The sequence below is a fragment of the Mesorhizobium sp. B2-2-3 genome, assembly GCF_006442405.1.
Taxonomy (GTDB): domain Bacteria; phylum Pseudomonadota; class Alphaproteobacteria; order Rhizobiales; family Rhizobiaceae; genus Mesorhizobium.
Genome location: NZ_VFWC01000004.1, coordinates 139,744 through 166,052 on the forward strand (window position 1 = coordinate 139,744; position 26,309 = coordinate 166,052).

The window sequence follows — 26,309 nt, forward strand, 5'->3', positions numbered from 1 at the left end:
CGATGGCCGTCACGGAAGCAGCCGGACCCTTGGCTTTCGATTGGCGCCTGGCGGCGAGGCGCATATTGCGCTCGCCCGCGACGACGATTGCGATGATCGGGGCGGGAATCCTTTGCGGCCTCTATTATCCAGCATTTGCCCATGCGATCAGCCCTGTGGCGCAGCTCTACCTGAATTTCCTCAAGATGGTCGTCCTGCCCTACCTGGTCTCGTCGGTCATCTTCTCGATCATGTCGATGGTTCAGGATCCGAACTCGGTCCGTTACCTTGGCCGGGTGGGTATGGCGGTGCTGGTCGTGTCGTTCCTGAGCGTATTGGTGAGTGGCACCTACTCGCTTGTCCTTCAGCCGGGCCAGATCGAGAATCCTCAATCGCGCATCGAGCTTGGCGAGTTCATCAATTCGCAGGGCAGTGTATCCACCGATCTCGCATTCCCCTACCAACCACCACCCAATGAGGGATCCGACACCGGGCGTTCGATACTGCTCGATCTTGTACCGAACAACGTCTTCAGCGCGCTGGCCTCCGGTCAAACCATCCAGGTCCTGCTGTTCTGCCTGCTTTTCGGGCTCGCGATGGGCAAGATTCCCCAGCCTTCGTCCATGAGCCTGTCTCAGGCGCTGAACGCGGTTTACCGGGCCTGCACGGTCCTTACCAACTGGTTCATCTGGGGATTGCCGTTTGCAACCTTCATCCTGATCGCGGATCAGACCGCGTCGACCGGAACCAAGCCGCTCACGCTGATGGGCGGTTATCTGCTGGTGATGGGTCTTTCCTGCCTCACATTCATCGCCGGCGCATTTGCCGTTATCGCCATCCGCTCTCGGCGAAGCTACTGGGCCACGATCAAGACCTGTCAGCCCCTTCTCATGGTCGCCATCACCACGCGCTCTACCGTCGCCTCGCTTCCGTGGGTCATCAACCTGCTGAGCGAGCGTCTGCGGTTCAGCCTCGTGGTCGTCGAGCTGCTCGTGCCGCTGCAGGCGGCATTGCTGCGGACAGGCCCGGCGCTGCTTTACACGTCTGGTGTTCTTTTCATCGCCCAGCTCTACGGCCGTCCGCTGGTAATCCCCGACCTCCTGCTCGTCGGCATCACCTCGGCGCTTCTCGCGCTCACGACCGGCGGCATGGGCAGCCTGCTCATCCTGTCCCAGATGTCGATCGTCTGTGGCTACCTGAAGATTCCCTTCGAGGCGGCGTTCGCCCTGTTCGTCGCGGTCGACGCGGCCGTCGACACGTTCATGACGCTGTCCAGCGTCTGCACCGTTGCGGCGAGCACCGCAATGATCGCGCCCAGCCACAGGGAGACAACGCAGTCTGTCGAAGCGGCGTCGGAACAGCTCGAAGCCGAGCCCGCTCGATGATCGACCATGGCATCAGCCTCCAGCTCGGCGTCATTGGCGGCCTCGGGCCGTTGGCATCGGCTGACTTCTACTTCAAGCTGACCCGAATGACCCAGGCGTTCCGGGACAATGAGCATGTGCCCGCCGTCATCCTCAGCGTGCCACAGCTGCCTGACAGGACCGAGGCGATCCTTGCCGGCCATGACGGTCCGTTGGCGTCTTTGAAAGCCGCGGTCTCGACGCTCAATGCGCTCGGCGTTGCCTGTATCGCGATGCCGTGCAACACCGCCCATCATTGGTATGAGCAGTTGGCGGCGAGCTCGCAGGCGCGGATCATCCATATCGCCGACGCGGTCGTAGCTGAAACCCATCGTAGCCTGGGCCGAGGCAAGGTTACGATCCTCGCCACGCAGGGCACGCTGGTCTCCGGCTTCTATCGGGACAGGATGTCGGCGGCGGGATTTGAGCTCTGCTTTCCCGCCGTCACGGAATTCCAGGGTCGCGTCGATAGAGCGATCGGCCTGGTCAAGGGTGGTTCGATCGCGGAGGCGGCGAGCGAAACCGAGCGCGCGCTTGAAATCGCGCGATCGGCCGGCGCCGATACGGCCGTTCTCGGCTGCACCGAACTGTCGGTGGTGGCCGCCAGCCTCAACCCTACGAACGGATTGGTCGTCATCGACAGCAATGCAGCCCTGGCGCGAGCCTGTTTGACACGGTTGGGCTCGCCGCGCAGGACGTTCCGCGACCTCGGCCGGTGTTCTCATCCCGTAAAGAGCTGGAGCGGTTCGGCGGTTCTATCCAACACTGAACCGCTCCGGGAACTGGTCGTTTAGCCGAATTTCGGATCGAGGCTGCCCGCTTTGTAACGCTTGGCCATTTCCGAGACCGGCAGCGGCTTGATCTTCGGCGCGTTGCCGGCGGTGCCGAACTGCTCGAAACGCTCCTTGCACAGCTTCCTCATCGCCGCCATCGCCGGCGTCAGATATTTGCGCGGGTCGAATTCCGAGGGATTTTCCGTCAGCACCTTGCGGATCGCGCCGGTCAGCGCCATGCGGTTGTCGGTGTCGATGTTGATCTTGCGCACGCCATGCTTGATGCCGCGCTGGATCTCTTCCACCGGCACGCCCCAGGTCGGCTTCATCTGCCCGCCATATTTGTTGATGATCTCCTGCAGATCCTCCGGCACCGAGGACGAACCATGCATGACCAGGTGCATGTTCGGCAGGCGGCGGTGGATTTCCTCGATGACGTTCATCGCCAGCACCGCGCCGTCCGGCTTGCGCGAGAATTTATAGGCGCCGTGGCTGGTGCCCATGGCAACCGCCAGCGCGTCGACATGGGTGTCGCGCACGAACTGCTCGGCCTGCACCGGATCGGTGAGCAATTGGTCGTGGCTGATCGCGCCTTCGACGCCGTGGCCGTCCTCCTGCTCGCCGCCGCCGCTCTCCAGCGAGCCCAGCACGCCGATCTCGCCTTCGACCGAAACGCCGCCCCAATGCGCCATATCGACGACGCGCTTGGTGATGCCCGAATTATAGGCGTAGTCGGCCGGCGACTTGCCGTCCTCCTTGAGTGATCCATCCATCATCACCGAGGTGAAACCATGCTGGATCGCGGTGACGCAGGTAGCCTCGTTGTTGCCGTGGTCGAGGTGCATGCAGACCGGGATGTCGGGATGGATCTCGACCAGCGCATCGATCAGCTTGGCCAGCACCACGTCATTGGCATAGGCACGCGCACCGCGGCTTGCCTGCAGGATGACCGGCGACTTGGTCTCCTCCGCAGCCTCCATGATGGCGAGGCCCTGTTCCATGTTGTTCATGTTGAAGGCCGGCACGCCATAGCCGTATTCGGCGGCGTGATCGAGCAATTGTCTCAGTGTGATGCGAGCCAACGAATAGTCTCCCGTATCTGGTTTCTAACCTGTGCTTGCTGGCTGTCCGCGCATCGTCCAGCCCACCGATGCTTCTGGCCGGATTTCCGCGCAACCGCAACCGTCAGACACCGTCCCGGCAGCAATTCTTGTTACAGGGCCGTGATGAAAGCCACGGGAATATCCCAGGAAAACATCTCATTATCACAAAAATCATGATAGTTTCAGGAAGAAATATGTTATCTTATCGAGGAGCCAGCGTCGGTTGGCGGACATCGGCAGCAATGAAGAGCGATAACAGGCGTCAAGGCATCATGGACTTTCTGATGGACGTCGGCGCGGCGAGCGTCGACGATCTTGCCTCACGCTTTGGCGTCTCCAGGATGACGGTGCATCGTGACCTCGACGACCTTGAGGAGAGCGGTTTCCTGCGCAAGGTGCGTGGCGGCGCTTCGATCCAGCCGAGCGGTCTCTTCGAAAGCGATTTTCGCTACCGGCAAAAGCAGGCGACAGGGGAAAAGCAGCGTCTTGCGGCGGCCGCGGTCGCGGTGATCGAACCCGGCCAGACTGTCATCATCGACGACGGCTCGACGGCTGGCGGCATCGCACGGCATCTCGCCGATTTCAAGCCGCTGACGGTGATCTCCAACAATCTGGCCGTCATCCAGGACCTGGCCGGCGCCGGGGGCATCGACCTGATTGCGCTCGGTGGCCAGTATAGCAAGAAGTTCCACGGCTTCTTCGGACTGCTTGCCGAGGCTTCGCTGAGATCGCTGCGCGCGGACGTCGCCTTCCTGTCGTCATCGGCTGTCCATGGCGCCTCCGCTTTCCACCAGGACCAGGAGGTGGTGCAGATCAAGCGGCTGATGATGGAAGCAGCGACGCGCAAATATCTGCTGGTCGATCACGGCAAGTTCGGCCGCACGGCGCTGCATTTCCTGACCGAACTCGATGCCTTCGATGCCGTCTTCACCGGTCGCGCGCCTGAGCCGGGAATGCGCGCCGCACTGGATGCCGCCGGCGTTTCGCTGACGGTGGTCGCCAACAAGGATTGAGGATCAAGGAGCGCAGGCGTGGTTTATTGGGTCGGTACAAGCTGGAAGATGAACAAGACGCTCGCCGAGGCGCTGGATTTCGCCGGGGCATTGGCCGGCTTCGTGCCAGGCTTCGACGAGCGCATCCAGCCTTTCGTCATCCCGCCGTTCACGGCGGTGCGCGAGGTCAAGCAGGCGCTGTCGTCGACGCGGGTCAAGGTCGGTGCCCAGAACATGCACTGGGCCGATGCCGGGGCCTGGACCGGCGAGATCTCGCCGCTGATGCTGAGCGACTGCGGTCTCGACATGGTCGAACTCGGCCACAGCGAACGGCGCGAGCATTTCGGCGAGACCGATCGCACCGTCGGCCTGAAGACGGCGGCCGCCGTCAAGCACGGACTGATACCGCTGATCTGCGTCGGCGAGACGCTGGCGGAGCGCGAAAACGGCAAGGCGGATGCGGTGTTGACCGGCCAGGTCGAGGGTGCGCTGCTGTTCCTCGAAGGCGAGGCGAAGGCGGCAAAAATCCTGTTTGCCTATGAGCCGGTCTGGGCGATCGGCGACAAGGGTATTCCGGCCAGCTCCGCCTATGCCGAAAAACAGCAGGCGCTGATCAAGAAAGTGGCCGGCGGCCTGCTGCCGTCCATCCCGCCGGTGCTCTATGGCGGCAGCGTCAATCCCGGCAACGCGGCCGAGCTGATCGGCCAGCCCAGCATCGATGGCCTCTTTATCGGCCGCTCGGCCTGGCAGGCGGAGGGCTACATCGACATCCTCAGGCGCGCCTCGGCGGCGATCTGAACGAACGAAATCTCATTCAAGAAAGGACACGACCATGAAAATAGCCATTGGAGCCGACAGCGCCGGCAAGCCGTTGCTTGATGTCATCGCCGCGCATCTCGCGACAAAATCCGGCCTCACCGTCAGCGACCTCAGCCAGGCCGGCTTTTATGCCGACCTGTCACAAAAGCTCGCCCAGACGATCATCGACGGCGAGAACGACCGCGGCATCCTGTTCTGCGGCACCGGCATCGGCGTCTCGATCTCGGCCAACAAAGTGCCTGGCATCCGGGCGGCACTCACCCACGACACCTATTCCGCGGAGCGCGCCGCCAAATCCAACAACGCGCAGATCATCACCATGGGCGCCCGCGTCATCGGCCCGGAACTCGCCAAGGCGATCGTCGATACCTGGTTGGCCTCGGAGTTCGACGAGAAGGGACCGTCGGCCGGCAATGTCCAGGCGATCAACAAGCTCGATGAAGCGAAGCAGGCCTAAGCCAGGTTGTCGCGCAAAGCCTCGATGACGGTCACGGCCGAGGCGGCGCCGGGGTCGATATGGCCGAGCGAGCGTTCGCCGAGCCGCGAGGAGCGGCCCTTGACGGCGATCATGTCCTTGGTCGCCTCCGCCCCCCGGCGCGCCGCGTTCACTGCCGCGTCGAGGCTTTCGGCAAGGCCCTTTCCGGCCGCATTGCTGGCGCCGGCCGCTTCCGCCGCCGGCAACCAGGCGTCGATCATCGTCTTCTCGCCGATCTCGGCCTTGCCGCGATCGCGGATGCCTTGCGCCATCGCCTGGAACAGCGCGACGACATCCGCATCAGCTAGCGTGGTCTTGCCCTTGACGGCAGCGGCGGCGCGCATGAAGGCGGTGGCATAGAGCGGGCCAGACGACGCACCGACCGCGTTGAGGAACGATTTAGCCGCCATGTTGAGAAGCGCGGTCGGCTCGGTCGCCGTCAGGTCGAGTGGCGCCAGCGCGTCGCGCACTGCGTTGAAGCCGAGCGCCATGGCGATGCCGTGATCGGCGTCGCCGATGACGCCGTCGAGCTGGCAGAGCCGGTCCTTGTCGGCTTCGATCGCCACCGCGATCGCATCGAACATTCTCTTCAGGTCAGCGCTATCGATGCTCACGGATCGCTCCTCAGCCGGCACGGAACATGGCGCAGTCGCACGGATGGTCGAGCATGGTCTGCAACTCGCCATCAAGATGGAACAGCGTCACCGAGGCGCCGGCCATTTCGAGCGACGTGCAGTAATTGCCGACCCAGGTCGCATGGATGGAAACGCCGATGTCGTCGAGACGCTGCTTGACGCGACGGTTCATGATGTAGAGCTCCATCAACGGTGTCGAGCCCAGCGAATTGACCAGCACCGCAACCTTGTCGCCACGCGAAGGCGCCATCTCGGCAAGGATATTGTCCAGCATCTCGTCGCTGATCTCGTCGGCGGTCCCGAGCTTGCCGCGCGCGATGCCCGGCTCGCCATGGATGCCCATGCCGATCTCCATCTCGTCGGCGCCGATCTCGAAATTCGGCCGCCGGGTCTGCGGCAGCGAGCAGGGCGACAGCGCCACGCCCATGGTGAAGGTATGGTCGTTGGCCTTGCGCGCCATGCGCTCGCATTCGTCGAAGGAGAGCATGCGATCACAGGCCGCGCCGGCCGCTTTGAAGACGAAGAAATTGCCGGCGACGCCGCGGCGCTTCTGCCGCTGGTCGCGCGGTGCCGAGGCGACATCGTCGGTGGTCAGCACCGTGCGCACCTCGATATCGTCCATGGCGGCCAATTCGGCCGCCATGTCGAAATTCATCACGTCCCCGGCATAGTTGCCGTACGTGAACAGGACGCCGGCGCCGCCGTTCGCCGCCTTGGCGCATTCAAGGATGGGATCGGGTGGCGGCGAGGCAAAGACATTGCCGATCGCCGCCGCGTCCGCCAGGCCCTTGCCGACAAAACCGAGAAAGGTCGGCTCATGGCCCGAGCCGCCGCCGACGACGAGCCCGACCTTGCCGGGACGCGGTCCGTTGCGGGCGATGATCGAGCGCGGGCTGCCGTCCGCGCTCCTGAGATGGCTGGGATGCGCGGCCAGAATCCCCTCTAGCATCTCGTCGACGGCACGGTTGCCGTCATTGATGATCTTCTTGGTCTGCACCGGCATCCTCCCGAACTCGGCATTTTCCCGAGATACTACAGGCTGTTACCGCGATTTCCACCCCGCTCTCGGCTGTTTCAGGCGGCGATGTGCCTTCGCGCCGCCAGAATCTGGAGGCATGCGCCGGCCGCTTCCTTGCCCTTTACCTGGAAGTGCTCGAGGAAGAAGCGGTGGTGCTCGGAGCTGTCGTGGTAATTGTGCGGCGTCAGTACCGCCGAAAGCACCGGCACGCCGGTCGTCAACTGCACATTCATCATGCCGTCGATGACCGCGCCGGCGACGAATTCGTGCCGGTAGATGCCGCCATTGACGACGAAGGCAGCGCCGAGGATCGCGGCGTAGCGACCCGTCTCGGCCAATGTCTTGGCGTGCAGCGGGATCTCGTAGGCGCCGGGCACGTCGAAGATTTCGACGGCAAAGCGGCCGTCGCCCAGTGCAGCAAGCTCCGCCTCGAAGGCAGCGACACACTGGTCGACGATATCCGCGTGCCAGCGCGCCCTGACAACGGCAACGCGGGTCGTTTCATAGTCTTTGTGGGAATGCTGATTCATGGGTCCATCCTTCCGTTTCGAACCAGAATCAGGACGCACGATACGAAAACCGGCCGCCGGGGCGGTCCGTCTTCCGTTTCGTTCTCTTCCATCCGGACTGTAACCGTCGGCTCCGGAATCACACCGGATCTGCTGACCCTTCCGGTTTTGCCGGAAAGCGCTCGCGGGCTTGGGTCCCGCGCATGACCCCGAAAACCGGACCGGTTTTCGGAAAGAAATCATGCGCAATCAGGAGTCCTTACCGCCGGTGGGGACTTTCACCCCGCCCTGAGAACATTAACGGCTTTGTATGGAAGGGCAGGGGCGCCGCTGTCAACCGCGCGCGGGCTGGTGGCCCATCACGTCCTGTGTGGCTGGCGCGTGCGCCAGGCGGCGGCCGAAGCCGCGACCAGCATCAGCAACGCCGCCACCATTGCCGATGCGGCAAAGCCGAAATCCGAATATAGCGGCCCGAAGCCGGTGGTGCCGACAAAGACCGCCAGATATGTCACCGCGCTGTTCAAGCCCATGATCGTGCCGCGCCGTGACGGATCGAGCGCCGACAGGCGCATCACCAGCACGTTCAATCCGAAATGATTGGCGAGACCCCAGGCCGCCACCATGGCGAGCGTCATGCCATAGCTGTTGCTTGTTGCGGCGATCGCGACATAGACGATGGCGACGAGCAGGTAAGCGAAGGGCATGACGCGGCGAGCCCCCAGACGATCGATGATGCCGTCGAAGAGCGCCGCCGTGCCGAACCCGGCGCCATAGGCGAGTGCGGCCAGGCCGTTGGCGCTGACCGGCTGGCCCAGCCCGCTGTGCAGATGGTCGCCAAGATAGCCATAGACACCGTAGAAGGCGGTCATGAAAGCGCCGCAGGCGATCAGAAGCGGCACGATGCCGGGAATGCCGAGCGCCTCGAGCGGCGCTGGAGCCGGGCCGGCCTTTCTGACATCCGGGAGTGACGACGCGGTAAGGCTGCCAAGCGCCAGCGCCGCCAGCAGCGCCACGGCGGCGAAGACGGCCCGCCAGTGCACGAGATCGGCAAGCACCGCCGACAGCGAAACGCCGGCCACCATGCTCAGCGTCCATCCGGTCAGCACAACGCCGATCGTCCCGCTTTCCCGTCCAGGTGGGGCAATCGCCGCGGAGCTGGCATAGATTGCCGGCATGGCGACGCCGGCGGCGACGCCGGCGAGAAGCTGCGCGGCGACCAGCGCCGTCACCGTCGGCGCCGCAGCGCTTGCGACAAGCGCCAACGCCAGCAGCAAGGCCGCCTGAAGGATCCGGCGCGCGCCGACCCGGTCGATGTAGCGCGCCAGGAACAAGGCGCTCGCCGAGGTGCCGAGGCCGAACGCGGCGGCCGCCATCATGACGACAGGCACGCTGGTCGCGAACGACACGGCCACGGCGGGAGCAATCGGACCCAGCACCAGGGAGTTCGAGCCGATGACGGCGATGCATCCGGTCAAGAGATAGGCCAGCGCCGGGATGGGCGGCCGGGCATTCGCACCCAGGGTTGCTGCTTGATCGCTGTTCGACATATATTCATAATGGCCGTATTTTATTCGGCTACAATCGGGAATTTCCACTATGGACGAAGAAACAAATGGCATTCCGCAGAACAGGCCGGCGCCCCGCGATCTCGACGCGATCGACAGAAAGATATTAGGCGTTCTCGTCGACGACGCCACGGTCAGCTATGCTGAGCTTGGCGATCGTGTCGGCCTCTCGCCGCCCGCCGCGCATGAGCGCGTCAAGCGCCTTCGGCGCAGCGGCGCCATTCGCGGCACGGCTGCCATCATCGACCCCAAGGCGGTCAAGAAGCCGCTGCTGGCATTCGTGCATATCGACACCAAGGGCTGGGGCAAGACGCCGGAGCTGATGGCGGTTTCGCAATATCCGGAGGTCGAGGAGATCCACACGGTTGCCGGCGACACCTGCATGCTGCTGAAGGTCCGTACGGAGGACACGCGGGCGCTCGAAGGCCTGCTGTCGCGCCTCTACGAGACACCCGGCGTCACCTCGACGCGCAGCTACGTGGTGCTGTCGACCTATCTCGAGCGGCCGGTGCAGCCCGGCGTCACGACGCAGTGGCCGGCGCCCAAGCACATGGCCGAGCCTCTGTACTAAGGCCTGATGCCATAAGCGCGAAGCGGTTTTCGGACGACATCATGCTCTATCTCTTTGATTTGGAGCTGGACTCGCCGCCTCCGCCGAAAACGCCGCAAAACAAGGAATGATATGCTAATCTCCCGAGCCTCTAGGCAGAGGGCGGGTGGTGGCAATGCTGGAAACGGACAAGGTATTCGCTGGCTCCATACCGGAAAGCTACGACCGCTATATGGTGCCGTTGATTTTCGAGCCCTTCGCTGCGGATATTGCAGGACGAGCAGCGTCCCTGTCGCCCGCCGCCGTTTTGGAGACGGCTGCCGGCACCGGGGTCGTTACCCGTGCATTGGCGCCGAAACTGTCTCCCGGCGCAAGCTATACGGTAACCGACCTCAACCAGCCGATGCTCGACTATGCCGCTTCGCGACAACCTCCCGACGGTCGCATCACATGGCGTCAAGCGGACGCCTTGGCGCTGCCGTTTGAAGATGCGACCTTCGACCTCGTTTGCTGTCAGTTCGGTGCGATGTTCTTTCCCGACCGGCCATCGGCCTACCGCGAAGCCAGGCGTGTCCTGAGGCCGGGCGGACATTTCCTGTTCAGCGTATGGGATCGCATCGAGGAGAACGTCTTTGCCGATGATGTGACGAATGCTCTCGCAAGGATCTTCCCCGACGATCCGCCGCGCTTTCTGGCACGCACGCCGCATGGCTACCACGACAAGGCAGTGATCCGTCGCGAGCTGGAGGAGGCTGGCTTTTCTCCTGTGATGATCGAGACGAGAGCCGAACAAAGCCGTGCATCCTCGCCGCGCCTTCCCGCCGTCGCTTATTGCCAGGGAACTGTGCTTCGCACCGAAATCGAGGCCCGGGAGGCAGGGAAGCTGCAAGCCGCGACCGACTACGCCGCATCCGCGATTGCAGACAGACATGGCAGCGGCGCGGTGGCCGCCAAAATTCAGGCTCACGTCATCATGGCAACGGCTTAGCTTCCCAACCGGATCGTCTCGAAATAGGCGTCGGTGCCGACCTGGCCGCCCTTGAGCGCGATTTCGAGTCCATCGATCGCACCGCCGCCATGGGCGACACAGAGCGGTGATCCCGGCGATTGCGGCAACGGCATGCGCACGGTCAGCGCGTCGATGGCCAATTGTCCGAGCGCGTGACTGGAGGTGTCGCCGCCGGCGATCACCGCGCGCTTGAGTTTCTGTTCCACGATTAACCGGCGCAGGATTGTTCCCAGCGCTCGCCCGAGCGTGTTTCGCGCACCTTCGATCCGGTCGATCTCGGCGCCACGGTCGGCCTGTGGGCCAAGCGCGGTGTAGAGGATGACGCTGCGCCCCGCAGCCAGGCTTGCCAATCCGCTCGCGACGGCGCGCTCGATTGCCTCCTTGGCGCCCTCCGTGACCAGTTGCATGGCATCCATCTCGACGCCGTCGAAACCGTGGGCAAGGGCGTGGCGGATCTGCTTTTCGGTGGTCGGCGACACGCTACCCGAGACCACCGCGAGGCGGTCTACCGGTCCCGGCGGCGCGAACGACGCCTGCCCGGAGGCAATGCCTTTGCCGGCCCATTCGGCAAGCAAGGCATATTCGACGCCCGAGGATCCGACGACGAAGCCATGGCCTTGGTCATGGATGCGCCAGATCTGTTCGCCGACGCGTCTCTGTGTCTGGCGGCTTTCGACATCAAACAGGATGATCGCCCTGTTTTGCACGGCCTGGTCGACCGTTTGCGCGAGATCGTCGGTCTGCAATGCAGCCAGGTCGACAAGGCCGGAGCTGAGACTGGTCTGGCGCGAGAGATGCACGAGCAGGTCTGCTTCGTTCATCGGCGTCACCGGATGCCTGCTCATCACCGGATGCCTGTCGATGCGGAAATACTCGCCGCGGAACGCCGCGAAAAGATTGCCGAAGGCCGTGTAGCGCTTGAGCTGCGGCGCGCCGACGACCATCGGCACGCTACTCTGGCCGAAGATGCGCCGGCCGATCTCGATGGCGCGGCCGATATTGCCGACCGTCGGGCTGGAATCGAAGGTCGAACAGATCTTGTAATGGCAGATCGCCGCTTCGAGGCTCTTCAGCCATTCGAAGGCGGGCGCCAGATTCTGCTCCATCCATTGCGGCGTTTCGCTTCGGCTGGTGCCGGCCAGTCCAACGGCCCGGCAATCGGCAAATCGCGCCAGCAGGCGCTCGTCGGGCCGACGCATGAACAGCACCGTCGGCACGCCGCCGAGCTCGAGCGCCTCCATGACATCCGTCGAGCCGGTGAGGTCGTCGCCATAATAGCTCAGGAGCAGGTTCTGCATGGCTTCGCTCAGGCCGCCTTGCCGTCGCTGAATTTCTCGATCGAGCGTGCCAGCTCGGCATGGTCGCGCGCGAACTCGTCGAGAGCAATGCCCTTGACTGCGGCCTGCCACGCTTGCAGCACCGCGCGCACGCCGGCGCCGGGCCCGTCCGGATGGCTGACGATGCCGCCGCCGCAGAGATAGAGGAGATCGACCGTGCGGCCGGTGCGCTCATAGGTCTCGGGCGCCTGGCCGCCCCATTGGCCGGAGCAGGCCACGGGCAGCGCGCAATCGTATGATGAAAACAGCGGCGTGGTCACCGCTTCGAAAGAGCGGATGAAAGAATCGTCCGGCTCCCAGTATTTCGAGCCGATACCGTTGATCTGGAACTGGTCGACGCCGAGCAGCCGCCAGAATTGCTGCCATACCTTGAAATCCATGCCGAGGCCGGGATGGCGGGTGAGAATGTCCCAGCCATTGCGGTGCGCATGCAGCGCCAGCCCGGAGCGCTTCCTGAGGAAAGCCATGCCGCCGAATCCGATGGAGTTGATGTTGACGACCGCGCAATTGCCGCCGGCTTCCAGCACCAGATCGTGGTTGCGCATCATCTCGTCGGGATCGGCATGCGAGATGCCGAAGGCGTACATCACTTTCTTGCCGGTCTTTTGCTCGTGGTCGCGGATCAGCGGCATGATCGCCTTCACCCGCTCAGCGAGCGGCGAATAGGCCGGGCTCATCAGCTTCTCGTCGTCCTTGATGAAATCGACGCCGGCTTCGATCAGTTCGCCCACCATCGCGGCTGTCTCGTGCGGCCTGAGGCCAAGCGCCGGCTTGACGATGGTGCCGATGATGGGACGGCCCTCGACCCCGGTCAGCCTGCGGCTGCCGGCAACGCCGAATTGCGGGCCGGGATGGGCGCCCCGGTATTGTTCCGGCAGCTTCATGTCGATGACCCGGATACCGGACAGGCCCCTGATCGAATAGGTGCCGCTGATGGCGATCGTCATCAGCGCCGACAGGTCGGTGCCGATGGCGTCGAACGGGAAGCCGATATCGACATCGGCGCGCCGGAAGGGGCCGTTCCCGGATCCGGGAAGCGACGGCTGCTCGGCATCGGGCAGGGGCCTGATCGCCAGCACACGAGCCGCCACACGCGCCTTTAATTCCTCGGTCTCGCCGGGCAGTGGGACGAAGGTGCCGGTCGACTGGTCGCTCGCGATCTTGGCCGCCAGCGCTTCGATGCTGCCAGAGGTTTCGATGCGATAGGTAAGCGTGATCATGGTCTGTCGGCCGCTCGAAAAGGGTTCGAAAAAAGTTTTGTCGCGCAGGAAATCTGGTATAATGAGTACCTAAGTATTGCAAGCAATATCCCGACTTCGGCAAGAGGGCCGGCTTCGGCAATTCCGGGAAATGAGCGGCGTTTTTCGTTCGGAATGCCTGGAACAAACAGCTGGCGCGGCTTGGCGATTGCATGAAATCGCGGGACCGCTCCAGGCGCAGGCATTCCGGTAATCCTGCCTGGAATGCTAAACAGGAACCGGGCCAGGGAGTGATTCGTCACGATGAACCGTTCGGAGCCGATCGTCCGGCGCAAACTTTCCGACGAAGTCTTTGCAAGGCTGAAGCGGCTGATCACCAGCGGCGAGCTGCAGCCGGGCGACGACATGCCGTCCGAACGCGAGTTGATGGAGCGCTTCGAGGTCGGCCGGCCGGCGATCCGCGAGGCCATGCAGGCGCTGAGCAATATGGGACTGGTCGCCATCTCGCATGGCGAGCGCGCCAAGGTGCTGCAACTAACCGCCAAATCGATCATCAAGCAGGTCGACGGCGCGGCCAAGATCATCCTGTCTTCATCGAGGGACACGCTGGAGCACCTGAAGACGGCGCGCATCTTCTTCGAGCGCGGCATGGTCAGGGAAGCCGCGGAAAAGGCGACCGCCGAGGATGTGCAGCGGCTCAGGGCAACGGTGGCCGAGCAGCGCGCCGCGCGCGGTGATTCCGAAGCCTTCATCTCCGCCGACATGAAGTTCCACACCCAGATATCGGCGATATCGGGCAATCCGATCTATGTCGCAGTCAGCGAAGCCACGCTCGGCTGGCTGAAGGAATACCACACCGAGATGCTGATCTGGACCGGCAAGGAACAATACACGCTTACCGAGCATGAGGAGATCATCGACCGCATTGAGCACCGGGATGCCGACGGCGCCGAAAAGGCGATGATCAAGCATCTCGAACGCTCGCGTGCGCTCTATGTGATGAATTCCGATAAGTAGCTCTAGCCAACCCGGACAATGGCGTAGGGCGACATCGTAAGATGGCCCTGACCCAGTGCCGAAACATCAACCGGGACGTCGTTCGCCGTCAGGTTCGCCAGCCAGACGACAATGTCGCCCGAGGCGGCGCGACCGGCCAGCGCCGCAACACGCGTCTCGTCGCTTGTTTTCGCGGCAACATGCGCGAGCCCAGCCAGTTCGCAAAGCCCTTGGACGGCCCGGAAAATCGGCCGCGGCGATCCCTCGGCGACAGGTTCGCCGGATGCGGCCAGCACGCCGAATGGTCCGGTGATGCTGGACAGTGTCAGCATCTCCAGCCCGGCCGGCGCGACGCGCGCGGCATAGCCAATGGTCCAGGCGGCGGCAAACTGCGCGGCATGGCGGGGATCACGGTTCGCCATGGCAATGCGTTGGCCGGCAAAATTGTCCTTGGTCGCGCCGCCATAGGGGTTCTGTCGCATGGCAATGGTCGACGGGCCGATCCGGTAAGGCTTGTCGCCGAAGATCGCCCGGGTCGACCGGGTGATGAAGGGCAGCGCCTCCAGCGATTGCATGACGCTGAGATCGTCGGCGGCGTGAACGATCGGACAGGTGCAGTGCGTGACGAAATCGAGTTGGTCGGCGGGCACGCGCTTACGGTTGAGCTCGGTGAAATAGCTGAACATGCCGCCGCCGAGGCGGATCCCGGGAAAGGCGCGCCGCGCCGCGGCATAGATTTCTTCCAGCGGCGGGCATGCCGGCCAGGCGCTGCCCGGCGGCGTCGACTGGCGGTCGACCGAAGGCGAGACGGCAACCGCATCGAGCCGCAGGCCGACCCGGCGCACCATATCGGCGACATCGGAGAATTCGGCATCGAGGTCGCCCGTGCAGGCCACCACGCATTCGAGCGTGGTCGAGGCGGGATGCGCCGCGGCGAGCCGGGCATGGGCGCGCAGCGCGTCCAGGCCGTGGCCGCGCGTCGGATCGAAGTGGAACAGGAGTTGCTGCGGACCGAGCCTTGCGAGCATCGGCAGTTCGGCCAGCGTTGCCTCGACGCCCTCGGGATAGACGATCACGCCGACATCGGGCAGCCTCGGCCCGGTCTCGCCGAGTTCGATGCGGACCGGTTCGGCATTCGCGGTCGCGGCGGGCATCCCGGCGCCGCCGGTGAGGCGCAGGCTCACCGTCTGGCGCAGCGGTTCGCCGGCCGGCAGCACATAGGGCCACGGCAGGGCCAGCGGCCGCACATAGGTCTTGTAGGAGGCGTCCGACCAGTTGCGCTGGTCCTCCATTTCGAAAGTATCGCCTTCCATCCTGCATTCGGCGCTGACGCCGGGACGCACTGCATGGGTGATGGCACGCAGGTCCTTGAAGGGCTGCCATGGGTCGATCAGATCAGGCAGTTCCGTGTCCACCACACTGCCATCGGTGTGCTCCACCGTCACCGGGCTGCCGGCGAGGCCGGCGATCGGATGCAGGATGCAGAAGCCGCAGCGGTTGGTCTCGAAATCGCTCTCCGGCAGTGCGGCCACATCGAAGACCAGCCTGCCGTCGGCGGAGCCTTCGATCGTCGCGTGGAAGCGCAGGCTGCTGCCGCCCGGGCCGGTGCAATTCGCCTCATAGCTTACCGAGAAACGGTCGACCTTCTGGTCGATGGTCAGGTCCGTGAGCTCCGGCTCATAAGTGCCCCAGTCGCGGTCGCGTACGATATAGGCGATGGCGCGCAGCACTTCGGTGCCGGCATGCCGGATTGTGCGCAGATTGCCATTGACCAGCTCGGCACTCAGCGCGCCCGCCTGCAGCAGGATCGGTGCCGCTTCGGCCGCCCGTGTGCCGTAAAGATCGAACACGTCGGCCGTCATTGCAGCAAGGCTTCGATCTGCACCGGTTCGCGGCTCGCAGCACCCGAATAGGCGGCCTCGACCAGGGCGAATGTCTTCAGATTGTCGGCGCCCGAGGTCGCCGGCTCCTTGCCGCCGACAAGGCAGTCGACCCAGTGCCGCTGGATGGCCAGCACGCTTTCCTGGATGTTGTGCCATGGCCGCGAGGCCCAGGGCAGGAGCGGCGGCGAGACATCGCTCACTCTGGTTCCGCTCTTGCCGGTGACGGTCAGCCGGTAGCCCTGCGCCAGCCGGATCGTGCCGTCGACGCCGTCGAGTTCGATAAGTGTTTCCGGGAACGGCTCGGTGGCAAGCTTCGTCGCATAGCTGCAATCGACAACCGACGTGGCGCCGCCGGCATGATCCATGAGCATCGTCGCCACATCCTCGCCGGCGATGGCGGGGTTGATGCGTGTGGTCCGCGCGGTCAGGCTCGTGACGTCGCCGAGCAGGAAGCGGGCGATGTCGAGGATGTGGATGCCGAGGTCCTCGATGATGAAGCGTTTTCCCGTTGCCAGATAGGGCTGGCCGGAAAACACGTCGTAGCCGGAGCGGAAGGAGATGCGGCCGAAGAACGGCGTGCCGATCTCGCCTCTGTCGAGCACAGCGCGCACCGCCTGGATCGGCGACTGCCAGCGGAAGTTCTCATGCACCATCAGCGGCACGCCGGCTTTGGCGCAGGCCGCGACCATCGCCTTGGCATCGCTAAGCGTCGGCGCGAACGGCTTCTGGCAGATGACGGGAACGCCATGCGCTGCCGCCATCTCGACCAGCGGTCGATGGCTGCCGACAGTGGTGGCGATGTCGACGAAGTCGAGGGTCTCGGCGGCGAAAAGTTCCGCCGCATCGGTGTAGCGCCGCACCACGCCGAACTGGTCGCCGACGATCCGCAACCGCTCCGGATCGCGGTCGCAGATGGCGTCGATCGAGGCGCCTTCGATATCGCGCCAGGCATGCATCTGGTTGACGGCGAAGAAGCCGCAACCGATCAGCGCTCCACGCAACTCCGCCATGCTCAGCCCGCCTTTGCCATCTGCATCAGGGTAACGCGCTGCTGCAGCCGGCGCTGCGCCTGGTCGACGACGACGGCGACGATGATGACGAGGCCCTTGATCACCATCTGCCAGAACGAGCTCACGCCCATCATCACCAGCCCGTCCGAAAGGATGCCGATGACGAAGGCGCCGACGATGGTGCCGCCGATCGTGCCGCGGCCGCCCGACATCGAAGTGCCGCCAAGCACCGCCGCGGCGATGGCGTTGAGCTCAAAGCTCTCGCCCGTCGCCGGATGCGAGGCCATCAGCTCCGACGAGATGATCAGCCCGACGATTGCCGCGCAGAAGCCGGAGAACATGTAGACGAACATCTTGACCATGTTGACGCGCACGCCCGAGATGCGCGCGGCGCGCTCATTGCCGCCGACGGCGAAGATGTGGCGGCCAAGCGGCGTGTAGCGGGCGAGATAGGCCGCCCCCAGCGCCACCACGATCAGGATCCAGATCGAGACCGGCAGGCCGAGCAGCCGGCCGGCACCCAGGAAGCCGAAGCCGGTGGTGCCGAGTTCCGGCTTGCCGACGAGATTGGGGAAAGTGCGGCCGTCGGAGGAAAGCAGCGCGAAGCCGCGCGCCACATAGAGCACGCCGAGCGTGGCGATGAAGGGCGCGACGTTGAGCCTGGTGATCAGCAGCCCGTTGACGGCGCCGATCAGCATGCCGACCGCGAGCGTGATCAAGGCGATCTCGACGACATTGAAATAGATGGTGTAGCCGATCTGCAGGTCGATGCCGTTGAGCACGAGGTAGCCGGCCACCATGCCGCACAGGCCGACGATCGAGCCAACCGAAAGGTCGATGCCGCCGGTGATGATGACGAAGGTCATGCCCATGGCGAGAAAGGCATTGAGCGCCACGTGCTTGGCCATCAGGATCAGATTGGCGGCCGACAGGAAGTTCGGCGCCGCGATCGAGAAGAACACCAGCACGGCGATCAGCGCAATGAAGGTTCTGAGCTTCATCAGCGTCAGCAGCGCCGAGCCGCTGGAGGCGGAGGAAGCGGCAGCCTTGGCCGGAATGTCAGTCATCAGCGTTGCTCCCCATGTGCGGCCGGTCCGTGGCCCAGCGCCGACGCGGCGACGATCGCCGCCTCCGTCGCTTCGGCGCGGTCGAACATGCCGGTCAATCTGCCATTGCTCATCACCGCGATGCGGTCGGACAGCGCCATCACCTCGTCGAGGTCCGAGGTGGCGAACAGGATGCCCAGCCCGTCGCGCGAAAGCTTGCGCATGGTGCGGAAGACATCGGCCTTGGCGCCGACATCGATGCCGCGGCTGGGCTCGTCCATCAGAAGCACTTTCGGTCCGGTGAGCAGCGCCTTGCCGATCACCACCTTCTGCTGGTTGCCGCCCGACAGCGACGAGACCTCCTGCGCCGGGTCGGCGACCTTGATTGCGAGTTCCCGCACCATCTGCATCACGGCCTGCCGCTCGGCACCGCCGCGGATGTGAAACAGGCGCACGAAGCGCGACAGGCTGGCCATCGTCAGGTTGCTGGCGACCGACAGGATCGACACCAGGCCCTCGCGCTGGCGGTCCTCTGGGATCAAGGCCAGCCCGCGCTGGATGCGGCGCGTCGTGTCGCGCTCCTTCACCTGCTTTCCGGCGATGAAGATCCTGCCGCTGGCATGGCCGTGACGGCCCATGATGCAGTCGAACAGCTCGCTGCGCCCCGCACCCATCAGCCCGTATATGCCGAGAATCTCGCCGGCGCGCAGCGACAGCGAGACGTGGTCGACCGCCAGCCCGCCGGTGACGCGTGGCAGGCAGATCTCCTCGGCGCGGAAGATTTCCGCGCCCGGCACATGGCCGTCGGCCTTGGCGAAGTCCTTGGCGTCCGAGCCGATCATCTGCCGCACGATCCACTGCGTATCGACGTTTTTCATCTGCTCCTGGCCGGTGATGCGGCCGTCGCGCAGCACGGTGATGTAGTCGCCGATGCGGATCAGTTCCTCCAGCCGGTGGGAGATGTAGACGATGGCGACGCCGCGCGCCTTGAGGTCGGCGATCACCTTGAACAGGATCTCGACTTCGGCGGCGCTCAGCGCCGAGGTCGGCTCGTCCATGATGAGGATCTTGGCGTCGAGCGAAACCGCCTTGGCGATCTCGACCAGCTGCTGCTGGCCGATGCGCAGATCCTCGACCAGCATGTCGGGCCGGATGCCGGCTTCCAGCCGCTCCAGGAATTCACCGGCCCGGCGCTCCTGTTCCTTGCGGTCGATCTTGCGGAAGCGGTTGGTGATCTCGCGCGTGGCGAAGATATTCTCGGCGACCGAAAGGTTGCCGAACAGGTTCAGCTCCTGGAACACCATGCCGATGCCGCGGTCGACCGCATCTCCCGACGACGAGAAAGAGACCTCTTCGCCTTCGAGCAGGATGCGCCCTACGGTCGGCTGCTCGACGCCGGCGATGATCTTCATCAGCGTCGACTTGCCGGCGCCGTTTTCCCCGACCAGCACGTTGACCGCGCCCTTGCGCACTTCGAAATTCGCCTGCTTGACCGCGACCGTGCCGGCATAGACTTTCGAGACATCCTCCAGCTTGAGGATGACGTCATGGCCATTCGCCTGGCTCATGGCTTCGGCCCGATCTCGGCCTCCGCCGGCGTCACCAGCGGCAGGTCCTGGCCGCCTTCGATCGTATAGGCGCCGAGCACCTTGGCGGTGCGGCCTTCCAGCGCCTCGCGCGGCAGCTTGGCGAGCACTGTCTTGGCGGCATGGGCATTGAAAGCCTTGCCGAACTGGGCGAAGTCGATCTGGTTGGTGAAGTCGTTGAACTGGACGAAGTCGAGGCTGTCGCGCAGCGCCGTGCCGCGCATCGCCGGCCCAATCTGGACGCGCGCGTCCGCCTTGCCGTCACCGTCGGCGTCGACGTCGATGGTGGCCGCGCGCGACTGCGTATTGGCGGCGACGATCTTGCCTTCGACGCGGACCGCGAAAGTCCATGGCGAATTCGCCTGCTTCTTCGGATTGCCGTATTTGGCGCCGGCCGCGGCCGGATCGGTCTTCGCCAGCGCATGGACCTCGGCGAACGGTCCCGCCTTCTGCTGCAGGTAGGGGATGACTTTCGCCGCCCATATGTCCTCGACCATCTTGTCGGGGTTGAAGGCGGAAGCATTGCCGTCGCCTTGCGCCGACGGCGTCGGCAGGATCTTGCAGGCGCTGAGCGCGATGCCGGCGGTCAGGGCAAGGATCGGCCAACTCGGCTTTTTCTGCATGGCGGTCGAGGCATCCTGGTGAAAAGGAGCGAGGGACGAACCTCGGTTCGCCCCTCGCTGTTCGCGTTGCGCCGGCTCAGTTTTTCAGCGCGAAGGTTTCCAGCTTAGCGGCATTGTCGCCATTGATGAGCACGCAGTCCATCAGCTGCTTTTCCTTCTCGGGCGACTTCTTGTTCTTGATGAAGTCGTTGGCCTGCTCGACCGCCATCTGCGCCTGGGCATAGGCAGGCTGCAGCACCGTCGCCTTGATGCCGCCCGAGGTGATGGAATCGCGCACGTCGTTCGATCCGTCGAAGCCGACGACGATGACGTCCTTGCGGCCGGCCGCGGCAAGCGCCGCATAGGCGCCCATCGCCATCGTGTCGTTGCCGGAGATGACGCCCTTGATGTCAGGATTGGCCTGCAGGATCGATTCCATCTTGGAATAGGCCTCGGTCTGGCTCCAATTGGCCGACTGCTGCGCGACCATCTTCAGGTCCGGATAGTCGTCGATGACGTCGTGATAGCCCTTGGAGCGGATGCCGGCATTGGTGTCGGATTCCTTGCCGACCAGCTCCACGAAATTGCCCTTCTCGCCCATCAGCTTGACGAATTCCTGCGCGCCGAGCTGGGCGCCCTGGTAGTTGTTGGAGACGATCTGAGCCACCGCGACGCCGGTGGCGTTGATCTCGCGATCGATGAGGAAGGAAGGGACGCCGGCGTCCTTGGCCTTCTGTACGGCGGCGACGGTGGCGTCGGCGCCGGCATTGTCGAGGATGATCGCCTTTGCGCCGCGGCCGATCGCAGTGTCGATCAGCTCGGACTGCTTGTTGGCGTCGTCGTCATGGACCAGCACCAGCGCCTCGTAGCCCAATTCCTTGGCCTTGGCTTCGGCGCCGACGGCTTCCGCCTTGAAGAATGGATTGTCGTGCGATGGGGTGATGATGGCGATGAGATCCGCCGCGTAGGCGGGCATCGCCGTGCCGAGTGCCAGCACGCCTGCGAAGGCGGCAAGCGTCATTCTGCGTGTCAGTTTCATGAAGTCCTCCCGTTGAAACCCATGCCTCGATCGTTTCGAGGCCTCTATCTACGATTGAATTCGTCAGGCAGGGCCGGCAGTGCGCCGCCCGGATTTCAGAGCCGATCGCCGGGCTGTCATCCGAACTGCTCCTCGCTCCGCTCCCGCCGTCCTCCACTCGCATCAACTTCAAACTTCCAACGAAGCATGACCGATCCGAGTCCGGGAACAGCTAAAGCTAACTGGTATAATGAGTCAACCACTAATTCAGGTGATCTGTATCTAAGCGGCGGCCGCTCAGGTAATCCGCTGGATGCTGGCTGCGATCTCTTCCGGTTCGAAGACCCGCTTCCAGTCGTCGCGCATCAGCACCGGCTTGCCGAATTCGATGGCCTTGTTGCAGGCGTCGGAGAACACGCCTTTGGTTTCGCCGAAGATTACGGCGCCGAGCACATTCATGTGGCCGAGCAGGAAATCGAGGGCCGCCTGCTGGTCGACGCCGCGCGCCACGACCTCGTCGACAGCTTCCTTCATGACCACCAGCAGCGAGGCGCACACGGTCTCAGAAAGGCCGGGCTCGAGCAGCGCCATCTGCTCGACGGAAACGCGGTGCGAGCGCATCACCGGCGCCCAGATGATCTTGGCGATGGCCTCGCCCTTGGCGTAGTCCGCTTCCGGTCCCTGCATCAGTGCGCTGACCATGTGCTGCTTGGCCTTGACGCCGCCGAAATAATCCTTCTTGGCCGCCATGTCGGTTTCGTCATTGAAGATCGGCGGATGGCAGGGGTGGGTGACGAAGTAGGTCAGGTCGGGACGATCAGGCAAATGGCCGGCAAACGGCGCCGCGGCATCGAGAACGATCACCATCGTGCCCGGCGCAAGCTTGCTTTCGATGCTTGCCGCGACCTTGCCGATATGGGTGTCCGGAACCGCCAGGATCACCACCTCGGCGCCTTCCAGCGCCTCGTCGGCACTGACCGTATCGAAGCCCAGCCCGGTCTTCAGCCGCTCGCGCCCGGCGTCGCTGACCTCGACATGGCGGATCGTATAGGGCGAGCCGCGGAAATTGGTCGATAGGCGGTAACCCATTTTGCCGCCGGCACCGAACAGCGCGATCGTCGTCATCTAGCCTTGCTCCTAAACATTGAACGATGGTTTCGCCAATCGTCACCTTATATACTGGTATGATCACTCTACCATCTTGGCAAGAGAAATCATTCTCTGCTTTGTCACTGCGGCCTGATTGCCGCAGCGCCCGCCTTAGGTTTCGCCGTGCCGTCGCCGGCTGCGCTCTCGAGGGCGGCGGGGTCGATGGCGGCGCGCCGCGACAGCACCTGCCGGCCGGCCAGCGCCAGAACGAAAATGACCACGATGCCCTGGACGATGTCCTGCGCGCCGGGCGGCAGGCCGATGATCTGCATGGTCGTGACGATGAGGATCAAAAGGATGCTGGCGAACAATGTGCCGAGCGCCGTCGCGGAGCCGCCGAAGATCAGCGTCCCGCCCAGCACCACCGCGGCGATGGATTGCAGGAGATAGGGCTGGCCCATTTCAAGAAAGGCGCCGCCGATATAGGCGCCCAGCAGCAGCCCGTTGAGCGAGGCCAGCACCGAGGAGATGATGAAGGCCGAGGCGATGACCCGGTTGTTGCGGATCGCTGCTAGCCGCGCCGCCGCGCGGTTCTGGCCGACTGCCGAGAGCAGTTGTCCGTAAACGGTATAGCGTAGCACGAACGACGTTGCGGCGACGCCCAGGATGGCGATGACTGCCATGATCGGCACGCCCGCGACGCGGCCCGTCGCCAGCGTCTTCAACAGCGGACTGACGGCGAAGCCCGATATCGCGCGGTTCGACAGCAGCGTTGCGGTTGCCAGCACATAGCCCGTCGCCAGCGTGGCGATGATGGCCGGTATGTTCAGCCCGACGACGAGCAGCGCGTTGAGAGCGCCGACCGCAAGGCCGAGCAGGATCGCGGCGCCGACGCCGACGGCGAGGTTGGCGTCCTGGCCCTTGATGGTCAGCAGCGCCACGAAAGCGCTGAGCGTGATCACCGAGGCCACGGAAAGGTCGATATTGCCGCGCCCGGTGGTGACGACGAACATCTGGCCGATGCCGACGACCGTTAGGAACGAGGCCGACAGAACGATGCCCGACAGGCTGGAGAGGCTGAAGCGGTTGGTGACGATGGACAGCACCAGCCAGAGCAGCAGCACCCCGATCGCCGACCAGATCCAGCGGTTTTTCTGCGCCCAAGGGCTGAAGGCGGCAAGCGCGTTCATTGTTCGCTCCTGCGGTCCGCGGTCAGGCTGCGCAAGGTCAGCAGGGCGATGAGGATCAATCCCTGCGTCGCCGCATTGAAGTCGCTGCTCACGCTCAGCGTGCCGAGCAGGGCGCCGATCAACGCCAGCGTGACCGCGCCGGCGACGGCGCCGACCGGCGAGATGACGCCGCCCAACAGCGAACAGCCGCCCATCACCACGGCGGCGACGCTGAGCAGGGTGAATGAATTGCCGGAATTGATGTCGCTCGCCGTATTGATCGCCGTCAGCGACAGGCCGGCGGCGGCGGCGAACAGCCCGGCGACGAGGTAGCGCACCAGCGCGTAGCGCGTCGGCGACCAGCCGGAACGGATCATCGCGGTCGGATTGTTGCCAAAACCGCGCAGCACCACGCCGAGCGGCAGCCGGTCGATCACGAACACCACGATTGCCACCGCGGCGATGAGGATGATCGAGGTTGGCACGAAGCCGAGCGACCAGTTGAACATTGCCGACAGCCATTCGGGGCTGGCGCCGCCCGGCGTCGGCTGCAGCGCATAGCCTATCCCGACCCAGATGAAGGACGCGCCCAGCGTGACGACGATGGCCGGGATCTTGCGCGCCTGGATCAGGCCGCCGAGGCCGGCATAGGCGGCGATCGCCGCAGCCAGCGCCAGCGCGCCGAGCCACGGCTGGTCGTAGAGCAGCGTGGCGCTGAGCACGCTGACGAGCCCCGCGAACGCGCCGACGCCGAGGTCGATCTCGCTGCCGCCGACGATGAACATCTGCGCCGCGGTCACCAGTACCAGCGACAGCGCCGGCATCAGCAAGAGGTCGAGCCCGAAAATGGAGGCGACCGCCGGATTGGCCGAGATCATCACCGCCAGCACGGCGGCGAGGCCGATGAAGGGGGCAGCATTCACCAGCCTGCGGGCAAGCCCGGCGCCGGCAGCGCCGCTGCGTCCCGCACTGGCGGCTTTGTCCGTCTGCTGGGCAAAGGACGCTCCAACGACGGCTGATTCCGTGATCGCCTCGCCGGCCAGTTCCTTGACGATGCAGCCGCCTGAAAACACCAGCACGCGGTCGCAGGCCAGGAGTTCGGCATCTTCGGTCGTGTGCCAGATGAGCGTGCGCCCGCCTCGCGCAATGTCGTTGCAGAGGCGGTAGAAGTCCTGCTTGGTGGCGATGTCGACGCCGCGTGTCGGGTCGTCGAGCAGGACGATCGGCGTGTCGGCGACGAGCGCCCGGGCGACGAGCGCCTTCTGCTGGTTGCCGCCGCTGAGCTCCAATATGTTGGATCCGAAGCGGGTTTCGTCGAGCCGCAGCCGGCCGGCGGCATCCGCCGCTGCCGCGCGGTTGGCGCGGTCCGAGACCAGGCCCAGCGCCGGGCGGCGTGCCAGGGCGCCGATGCTGATGTTCCCAAGCACGCTCCACAAGGGGAACACGCCTTCCTTCTGGCGGTCGCCCGCGATGAAACCGGCTTCACCGTTCCTGGCGACGGCCGCATCCGTTCCGGAATCGGGCTTGAAGATTGCGTGCAGCAACTCCTTCTGGCCGCTGCCTTCGAGGCCTGCCAATCCGATGATTTCACCGCGGCCGATCTCGATGTCGCGGCCGAGTTCGGCCGTCAGGAACCCGGACAATCGCACCAGCGCTTCGCGGCTGCCGGTGGTGGCGGTACCATGCTGGTGGATCGAGTTGGCGTCGCCCCCCATGAGCTGCACCAGCCTGCCGATCGACGTCTCGGCCACATCGCCGCGCCAGGCGGTGCGTCCATTGCGCAGCACGACCACCTGGGTGGCGATGTCGATGATTTCCTGAAGCTTGTGGCTGATGAAGATGAAGGCGAGGCCGGATTTGGCCCGCTCGCGGATGAAGGCCCGCAACTGTCTCGAGCGATCGAGATCGAGCGAGGAGGTCGGTTCGTCAAGAACGATCAGCTTGACACCGGGGGTCGCGGCGGCGCGCGCAATCTCGACCATTTGCCGTTCGGCGATGGAGAGGTGGCCGACTTCGGCATTCACATCGATGCCGTTTGCGGGGAAGACGGCGTCCAGCGCCGAGCGGGCGCGCGCCCTGTAGAGTGCCCGCCAGCCCGGCCGGTTGGCGGCATCCGCCGGAATTTCCAGGAAGAAGTTTTCGGCCACCGAGAGGTTGGCGCACAGCGACAATTCCTGGTGCACCATGCGGATGCCGCGGCGCTGTGCTTCCGCCGTGTCGTAGCCGGCGAAGCCGATATTCTGGCCGGCAAACGAAATCGAGCCCAGGGTCGGCCACATCGCCCCGCACAGGATGCGCATCAGCGTCGATTTGCCGGCGCCGTTGCCGCCGACCAGCCCGATGATCTCGCCGGTGGAGACGGCGAGGTCGATCTCTGCATTCGCCAGCGTCGGTCCGAAGCTCTTGGTGATCCCGGAAAGCGAAACAACGCTCTGCCGGGTCGGATCGGCGAGCACCGCGGCGGCTGCGCCTTCCGGGGCTACGGCGAGATGGGACATTCGTCCTCCGTTTCTTCACGGGCAGGGACCGGGCGCGGCCGTTCCG

The 26,309-nt window shown here is 64.5% G+C and carries 24 protein-coding genes and 1 riboswitch; of the genes, 8 read left to right on the top strand and 16 right to left on the bottom strand.

Annotation, left to right across the window (positions count from 1 at the left end; translation table 11 throughout):
* Positions 1–2: 2 nt before the first annotated feature.
* Both FJ951_RS09255 and FJ951_RS09260 read left to right on the top strand, forming a co-directional pair.
* On the top strand, positions 3–1,364 hold the full coding sequence (locus tag FJ951_RS09255; RefSeq protein ID WP_140514626.1) for a cation:dicarboxylase symporter family transporter: 1,362 nt from the start codon (positions 3–5) through the stop codon (positions 1,362–1,364).
* Positions 1,361–2,176, top strand: coding sequence for an amino acid racemase (locus tag FJ951_RS09260; protein ID WP_140514628.1), 816 nt, complete (start codon positions 1,361–1,363; stop codon positions 2,174–2,176). Before FJ951_RS09255 ends, FJ951_RS09260 begins: the two co-directional genes overlap by 4 nt.
* On the opposite strand, the gene fba is transcribed toward FJ951_RS09260, so the two are convergent.
* Positions 2,173–3,237 carry a class II fructose-bisphosphate aldolase gene (fba, locus tag FJ951_RS09265; RefSeq protein ID WP_140497777.1) on the bottom strand — a complete coding sequence of 355 codons (1,065 nt, stop codon included), beginning with the start codon at positions 3,235–3,237 and terminating at the stop codon, positions 2,173–2,175. The genes FJ951_RS09260 and fba overlap by 4 nt on opposite strands.
* A 263-nt stretch (positions 3,238–3,500) precedes the next feature.
* Between fba and FJ951_RS09270 the strand changes: the two genes are divergently transcribed.
* From FJ951_RS09270 to FJ951_RS09280, 3 genes are read left to right on the top strand one after another with little or no spacing between them, the layout of a single operon-like run.
* Positions 3,501–4,271: a DeoR/GlpR family DNA-binding transcription regulator gene (locus FJ951_RS09270; protein ID WP_140514630.1), complete on the top strand. Its 771-nt coding sequence runs from the start codon at positions 3,501–3,503 to the stop codon at positions 4,269–4,271.
* A gap of 18 nt (positions 4,272–4,289) precedes the next feature.
* Complete coding sequence (locus FJ951_RS09275) at positions 4,290–5,048, top strand: triose-phosphate isomerase (protein ID WP_140514632.1); 759 nt, start codon at positions 4,290–4,292, stop codon at positions 5,046–5,048.
* 34 nt (positions 5,049–5,082) lie between these two features.
* Complete coding sequence (locus tag FJ951_RS09280; protein ID WP_140497783.1) at positions 5,083–5,526, top strand: RpiB/LacA/LacB family sugar-phosphate isomerase; 444 nt, start codon at positions 5,083–5,085, stop codon at positions 5,524–5,526.
* Here FJ951_RS09280 and dhaL read toward each other — a convergent pair.
* From dhaL to FJ951_RS09300, 4 genes are all read right to left on the bottom strand, one after another.
* Positions 5,523–6,158: a dihydroxyacetone kinase subunit DhaL gene (gene dhaL, locus FJ951_RS09285; protein ID WP_181172216.1), complete on the bottom strand. Its 636-nt coding sequence runs from the start codon at positions 6,156–6,158 to the stop codon at positions 5,523–5,525. The genes FJ951_RS09280 and dhaL overlap by 4 nt on opposite strands.
* Positions 6,159–6,168: 10 nt before the next feature.
* Complete coding sequence (locus FJ951_RS09290) at positions 6,169–7,176, bottom strand: dihydroxyacetone kinase subunit DhaK (protein ID WP_140514635.1); 1,008 nt, start codon at positions 7,174–7,176, stop codon at positions 6,169–6,171.
* 77 nt (positions 7,177–7,253) lie between these two features.
* The gene (locus FJ951_RS09295; RefSeq protein WP_140497787.1) at positions 7,254–7,727 is read right to left on the bottom strand and encodes a 6,7-dimethyl-8-ribityllumazine synthase; all 474 of its coding nucleotides are present in this window, start codon (positions 7,725–7,727) and stop codon (positions 7,254–7,256) included.
* A gap of 76 nt (positions 7,728–7,803) precedes the next feature.
* Positions 7,804–8,006: riboswitch (FMN riboswitch) on the bottom strand.
* Positions 8,007–8,065: 59 nt separating this feature from the next.
* Positions 8,066–9,253, bottom strand: coding sequence for an MFS transporter (locus FJ951_RS09300; protein WP_140514637.1), 1,188 nt, complete (start codon positions 9,251–9,253; stop codon positions 8,066–8,068).
* Positions 9,254–9,302: 49 nt separating this feature from the next.
* Between FJ951_RS09300 and FJ951_RS09305 the strand changes: the two genes are divergently transcribed.
* Both FJ951_RS09305 and FJ951_RS09310 read left to right on the top strand, forming a co-directional pair.
* On the top strand, positions 9,303–9,842 hold the full coding sequence (locus FJ951_RS09305) for an Lrp/AsnC family transcriptional regulator (protein ID WP_140514639.1): 540 nt from the start codon (positions 9,303–9,305) through the stop codon (positions 9,840–9,842).
* Between the two features lie 154 nt (positions 9,843–9,996).
* A complete protein-coding gene (locus FJ951_RS09310) occupies positions 9,997–10,809 on the top strand; it encodes a class I SAM-dependent methyltransferase (protein ID WP_140514641.1) in 813 nt (270 codons plus the stop codon).
* Here the strand turns inward: FJ951_RS09310 and FJ951_RS09315 are convergent.
* Together FJ951_RS09315 and oiaX are read right to left on the bottom strand one after the other, a co-directional pair.
* Positions 10,806–12,128 carry a four-carbon acid sugar kinase family protein gene (locus FJ951_RS09315; protein WP_140514643.1) on the bottom strand — a complete coding sequence of 441 codons (1,323 nt, stop codon included), beginning with the start codon at positions 12,126–12,128 and terminating at the stop codon, positions 10,806–10,808. The two genes, FJ951_RS09310 and FJ951_RS09315, sit on opposite strands and share 4 nt — an antisense overlap.
* 8 nt (positions 12,129–12,136) lie before the next feature.
* Complete coding sequence (oiaX, locus tag FJ951_RS09320) at positions 12,137–13,387, bottom strand: 3-oxo-isoapionate-4-phosphate decarboxylase OiaX (RefSeq protein WP_140514645.1); 1,251 nt, start codon at positions 13,385–13,387, stop codon at positions 12,137–12,139.
* Positions 13,388–13,669: 282 nt separating this feature from the next.
* Here oiaX and FJ951_RS09325 point away from each other — a divergent pair, with 282 nt between their 5' ends.
* The gene (locus FJ951_RS09325; RefSeq protein WP_140514647.1) at positions 13,670–14,383 is read left to right on the top strand and encodes a transcriptional regulator NanR; all 714 of its coding nucleotides are present in this window, start codon (positions 13,670–13,672) and stop codon (positions 14,381–14,383) included.
* 2 nt (positions 14,384–14,385) lie between these two features.
* On the opposite strand, the gene FJ951_RS09330 is transcribed toward FJ951_RS09325, so the two are convergent.
* The 9 genes from FJ951_RS09330 to FJ951_RS09370 all read right to left on the bottom strand — a co-directional run bounded on the left by FJ951_RS09330 (position 14,386) and on the right by FJ951_RS09370 (position 26,263).
* Positions 14,386–16,224 (bottom strand): hypothetical protein, encoded by a 1,839-nt coding sequence (locus FJ951_RS09330; RefSeq protein WP_140514648.1) that lies wholly within the window; start codon positions 16,222–16,224, stop codon positions 14,386–14,388.
* Positions 16,221–17,255 carry a Gfo/Idh/MocA family oxidoreductase gene (locus tag FJ951_RS09335; protein ID WP_140514650.1) on the bottom strand — a complete coding sequence of 345 codons (1,035 nt, stop codon included), beginning with the start codon at positions 17,253–17,255 and terminating at the stop codon, positions 16,221–16,223. The genes FJ951_RS09330 and FJ951_RS09335 overlap by 4 nt, the downstream gene beginning before the upstream one ends.
* 2 nt (positions 17,256–17,257) lie before the next feature.
* Positions 17,258–18,322 (bottom strand): ABC transporter permease, encoded by a 1,065-nt coding sequence (locus tag FJ951_RS09340; RefSeq protein WP_140497803.1) that lies wholly within the window; start codon positions 18,320–18,322, stop codon positions 17,258–17,260.
* Positions 18,322–19,869 carry a sugar ABC transporter ATP-binding protein gene (locus FJ951_RS09345; protein ID WP_140514652.1) on the bottom strand — a complete coding sequence of 516 codons (1,548 nt, stop codon included), beginning with the start codon at positions 19,867–19,869 and terminating at the stop codon, positions 18,322–18,324. Before FJ951_RS09345 ends, FJ951_RS09340 begins: the two co-directional genes overlap by 1 nt.
* A complete protein-coding gene (locus tag FJ951_RS09350; RefSeq protein WP_140514654.1) occupies positions 19,866–20,510 on the bottom strand; it encodes a DUF2291 family protein in 645 nt (214 codons plus the stop codon). The genes FJ951_RS09345 and FJ951_RS09350 overlap by 4 nt, the downstream gene beginning before the upstream one ends.
* A 76-nt stretch (positions 20,511–20,586) precedes the next feature.
* Complete coding sequence (locus FJ951_RS09355; RefSeq protein ID WP_140497809.1) at positions 20,587–21,528, bottom strand: D-ribose ABC transporter substrate-binding protein; 942 nt, start codon at positions 21,526–21,528, stop codon at positions 20,587–20,589.
* Between the two features lie 276 nt (positions 21,529–21,804).
* The gene (locus tag FJ951_RS09360) at positions 21,805–22,632 is read right to left on the bottom strand and encodes a phosphogluconate dehydrogenase C-terminal domain-containing protein (protein ID WP_140497811.1); all 828 of its coding nucleotides are present in this window, start codon (positions 22,630–22,632) and stop codon (positions 21,805–21,807) included.
* 104 nt (positions 22,633–22,736) lie between these two features.
* Positions 22,737–23,786, bottom strand: a complete 1,050-nt coding sequence (locus FJ951_RS09365; RefSeq protein WP_140514656.1) for an ABC transporter permease — start codon at positions 23,784–23,786, stop codon at positions 22,737–22,739.
* The gene (locus FJ951_RS09370; RefSeq protein WP_140514658.1) at positions 23,783–26,263 is read right to left on the bottom strand and encodes an ATP-binding cassette domain-containing protein; all 2,481 of its coding nucleotides are present in this window, start codon (positions 26,261–26,263) and stop codon (positions 23,783–23,785) included. The genes FJ951_RS09365 and FJ951_RS09370 overlap by 4 nt, the downstream gene beginning before the upstream one ends.
* Between the last annotated feature and the right edge of the window lie 46 nt (positions 26,264–26,309).

Coding starts and splice junctions, on each gene's coding strand:
- FJ951_RS09255 (WP_140514626.1), top strand. CDS start 3: ATGGCCGTCACGGAAGCAGCCGGACCCTTGGCTTTCGATTGGCGCCTG.
- FJ951_RS09260 (WP_140514628.1), top strand. CDS start 1,361: ATGATCGACCATGGCATCAGCCTCCAGCTCGGCGTCATTGGCGGCCTC.
- FJ951_RS09270 (WP_140514630.1), top strand. CDS start 3,501: ATGAAGAGCGATAACAGGCGTCAAGGCATCATGGACTTTCTGATGGAC.
- FJ951_RS09280 (WP_140497783.1), top strand. CDS start 5,083: ATGAAAATAGCCATTGGAGCCGACAGCGCCGGCAAGCCGTTGCTTGAT.
- FJ951_RS09295 (WP_140497787.1), bottom strand. CDS start 7,727: ATGAATCAGCATTCCCACAAAGACTATGAAACGACCCGCGTTGCCGTT.
- FJ951_RS09300 (WP_140514637.1), bottom strand. CDS start 9,253: ATGTCGAACAGCGATCAAGCAGCAACCCTGGGTGCGAATGCCCGGCCG.
- FJ951_RS09305 (WP_140514639.1), top strand. CDS start 9,303: ATGGACGAAGAAACAAATGGCATTCCGCAGAACAGGCCGGCGCCCCGC.
- FJ951_RS09310 (WP_140514641.1), top strand. CDS start 9,997: ATGCTGGAAACGGACAAGGTATTCGCTGGCTCCATACCGGAAAGCTAC.
- FJ951_RS09315 (WP_140514643.1), bottom strand. CDS start 12,128: ATGCAGAACCTGCTCCTGAGCTATTATGGCGACGACCTCACCGGCTCG.
- oiaX (WP_140514645.1), bottom strand. CDS start 13,387: ATGATCACGCTTACCTATCGCATCGAAACCTCTGGCAGCATCGAAGCG.
- FJ951_RS09325 (WP_140514647.1), top strand. CDS start 13,670: ATGAACCGTTCGGAGCCGATCGTCCGGCGCAAACTTTCCGACGAAGTC.
- FJ951_RS09330 (WP_140514648.1), bottom strand. CDS start 16,224: ATGACGGCCGACGTGTTCGATCTTTACGGCACACGGGCGGCCGAAGCG.
- FJ951_RS09335 (WP_140514650.1), bottom strand. CDS start 17,255: ATGGCGGAGTTGCGTGGAGCGCTGATCGGTTGCGGCTTCTTCGCCGTC.
- FJ951_RS09340 (WP_140497803.1), bottom strand. CDS start 18,322: ATGACTGACATTCCGGCCAAGGCTGCCGCTTCCTCCGCCTCCAGCGGC.
- FJ951_RS09345 (WP_140514652.1), bottom strand. CDS start 19,869: ATGAGCCAGGCGAATGGCCATGACGTCATCCTCAAGCTGGAGGATGTC.
- FJ951_RS09350 (WP_140514654.1), bottom strand. CDS start 20,510: ATGCAGAAAAAGCCGAGTTGGCCGATCCTTGCCCTGACCGCCGGCATC.
- FJ951_RS09355 (WP_140497809.1), bottom strand. CDS start 21,528: ATGAAACTGACACGCAGAATGACGCTTGCCGCCTTCGCAGGCGTGCTG.
- FJ951_RS09360 (WP_140497811.1), bottom strand. CDS start 22,632: ATGACGACGATCGCGCTGTTCGGTGCCGGCGGCAAAATGGGTTACCGC.
- FJ951_RS09365 (WP_140514656.1), bottom strand. CDS start 23,786: ATGAACGCGCTTGCCGCCTTCAGCCCTTGGGCGCAGAAAAACCGCTGG.
- FJ951_RS09370 (WP_140514658.1), bottom strand. CDS start 26,263: ATGTCCCATCTCGCCGTAGCCCCGGAAGGCGCAGCCGCCGCGGTGCTC.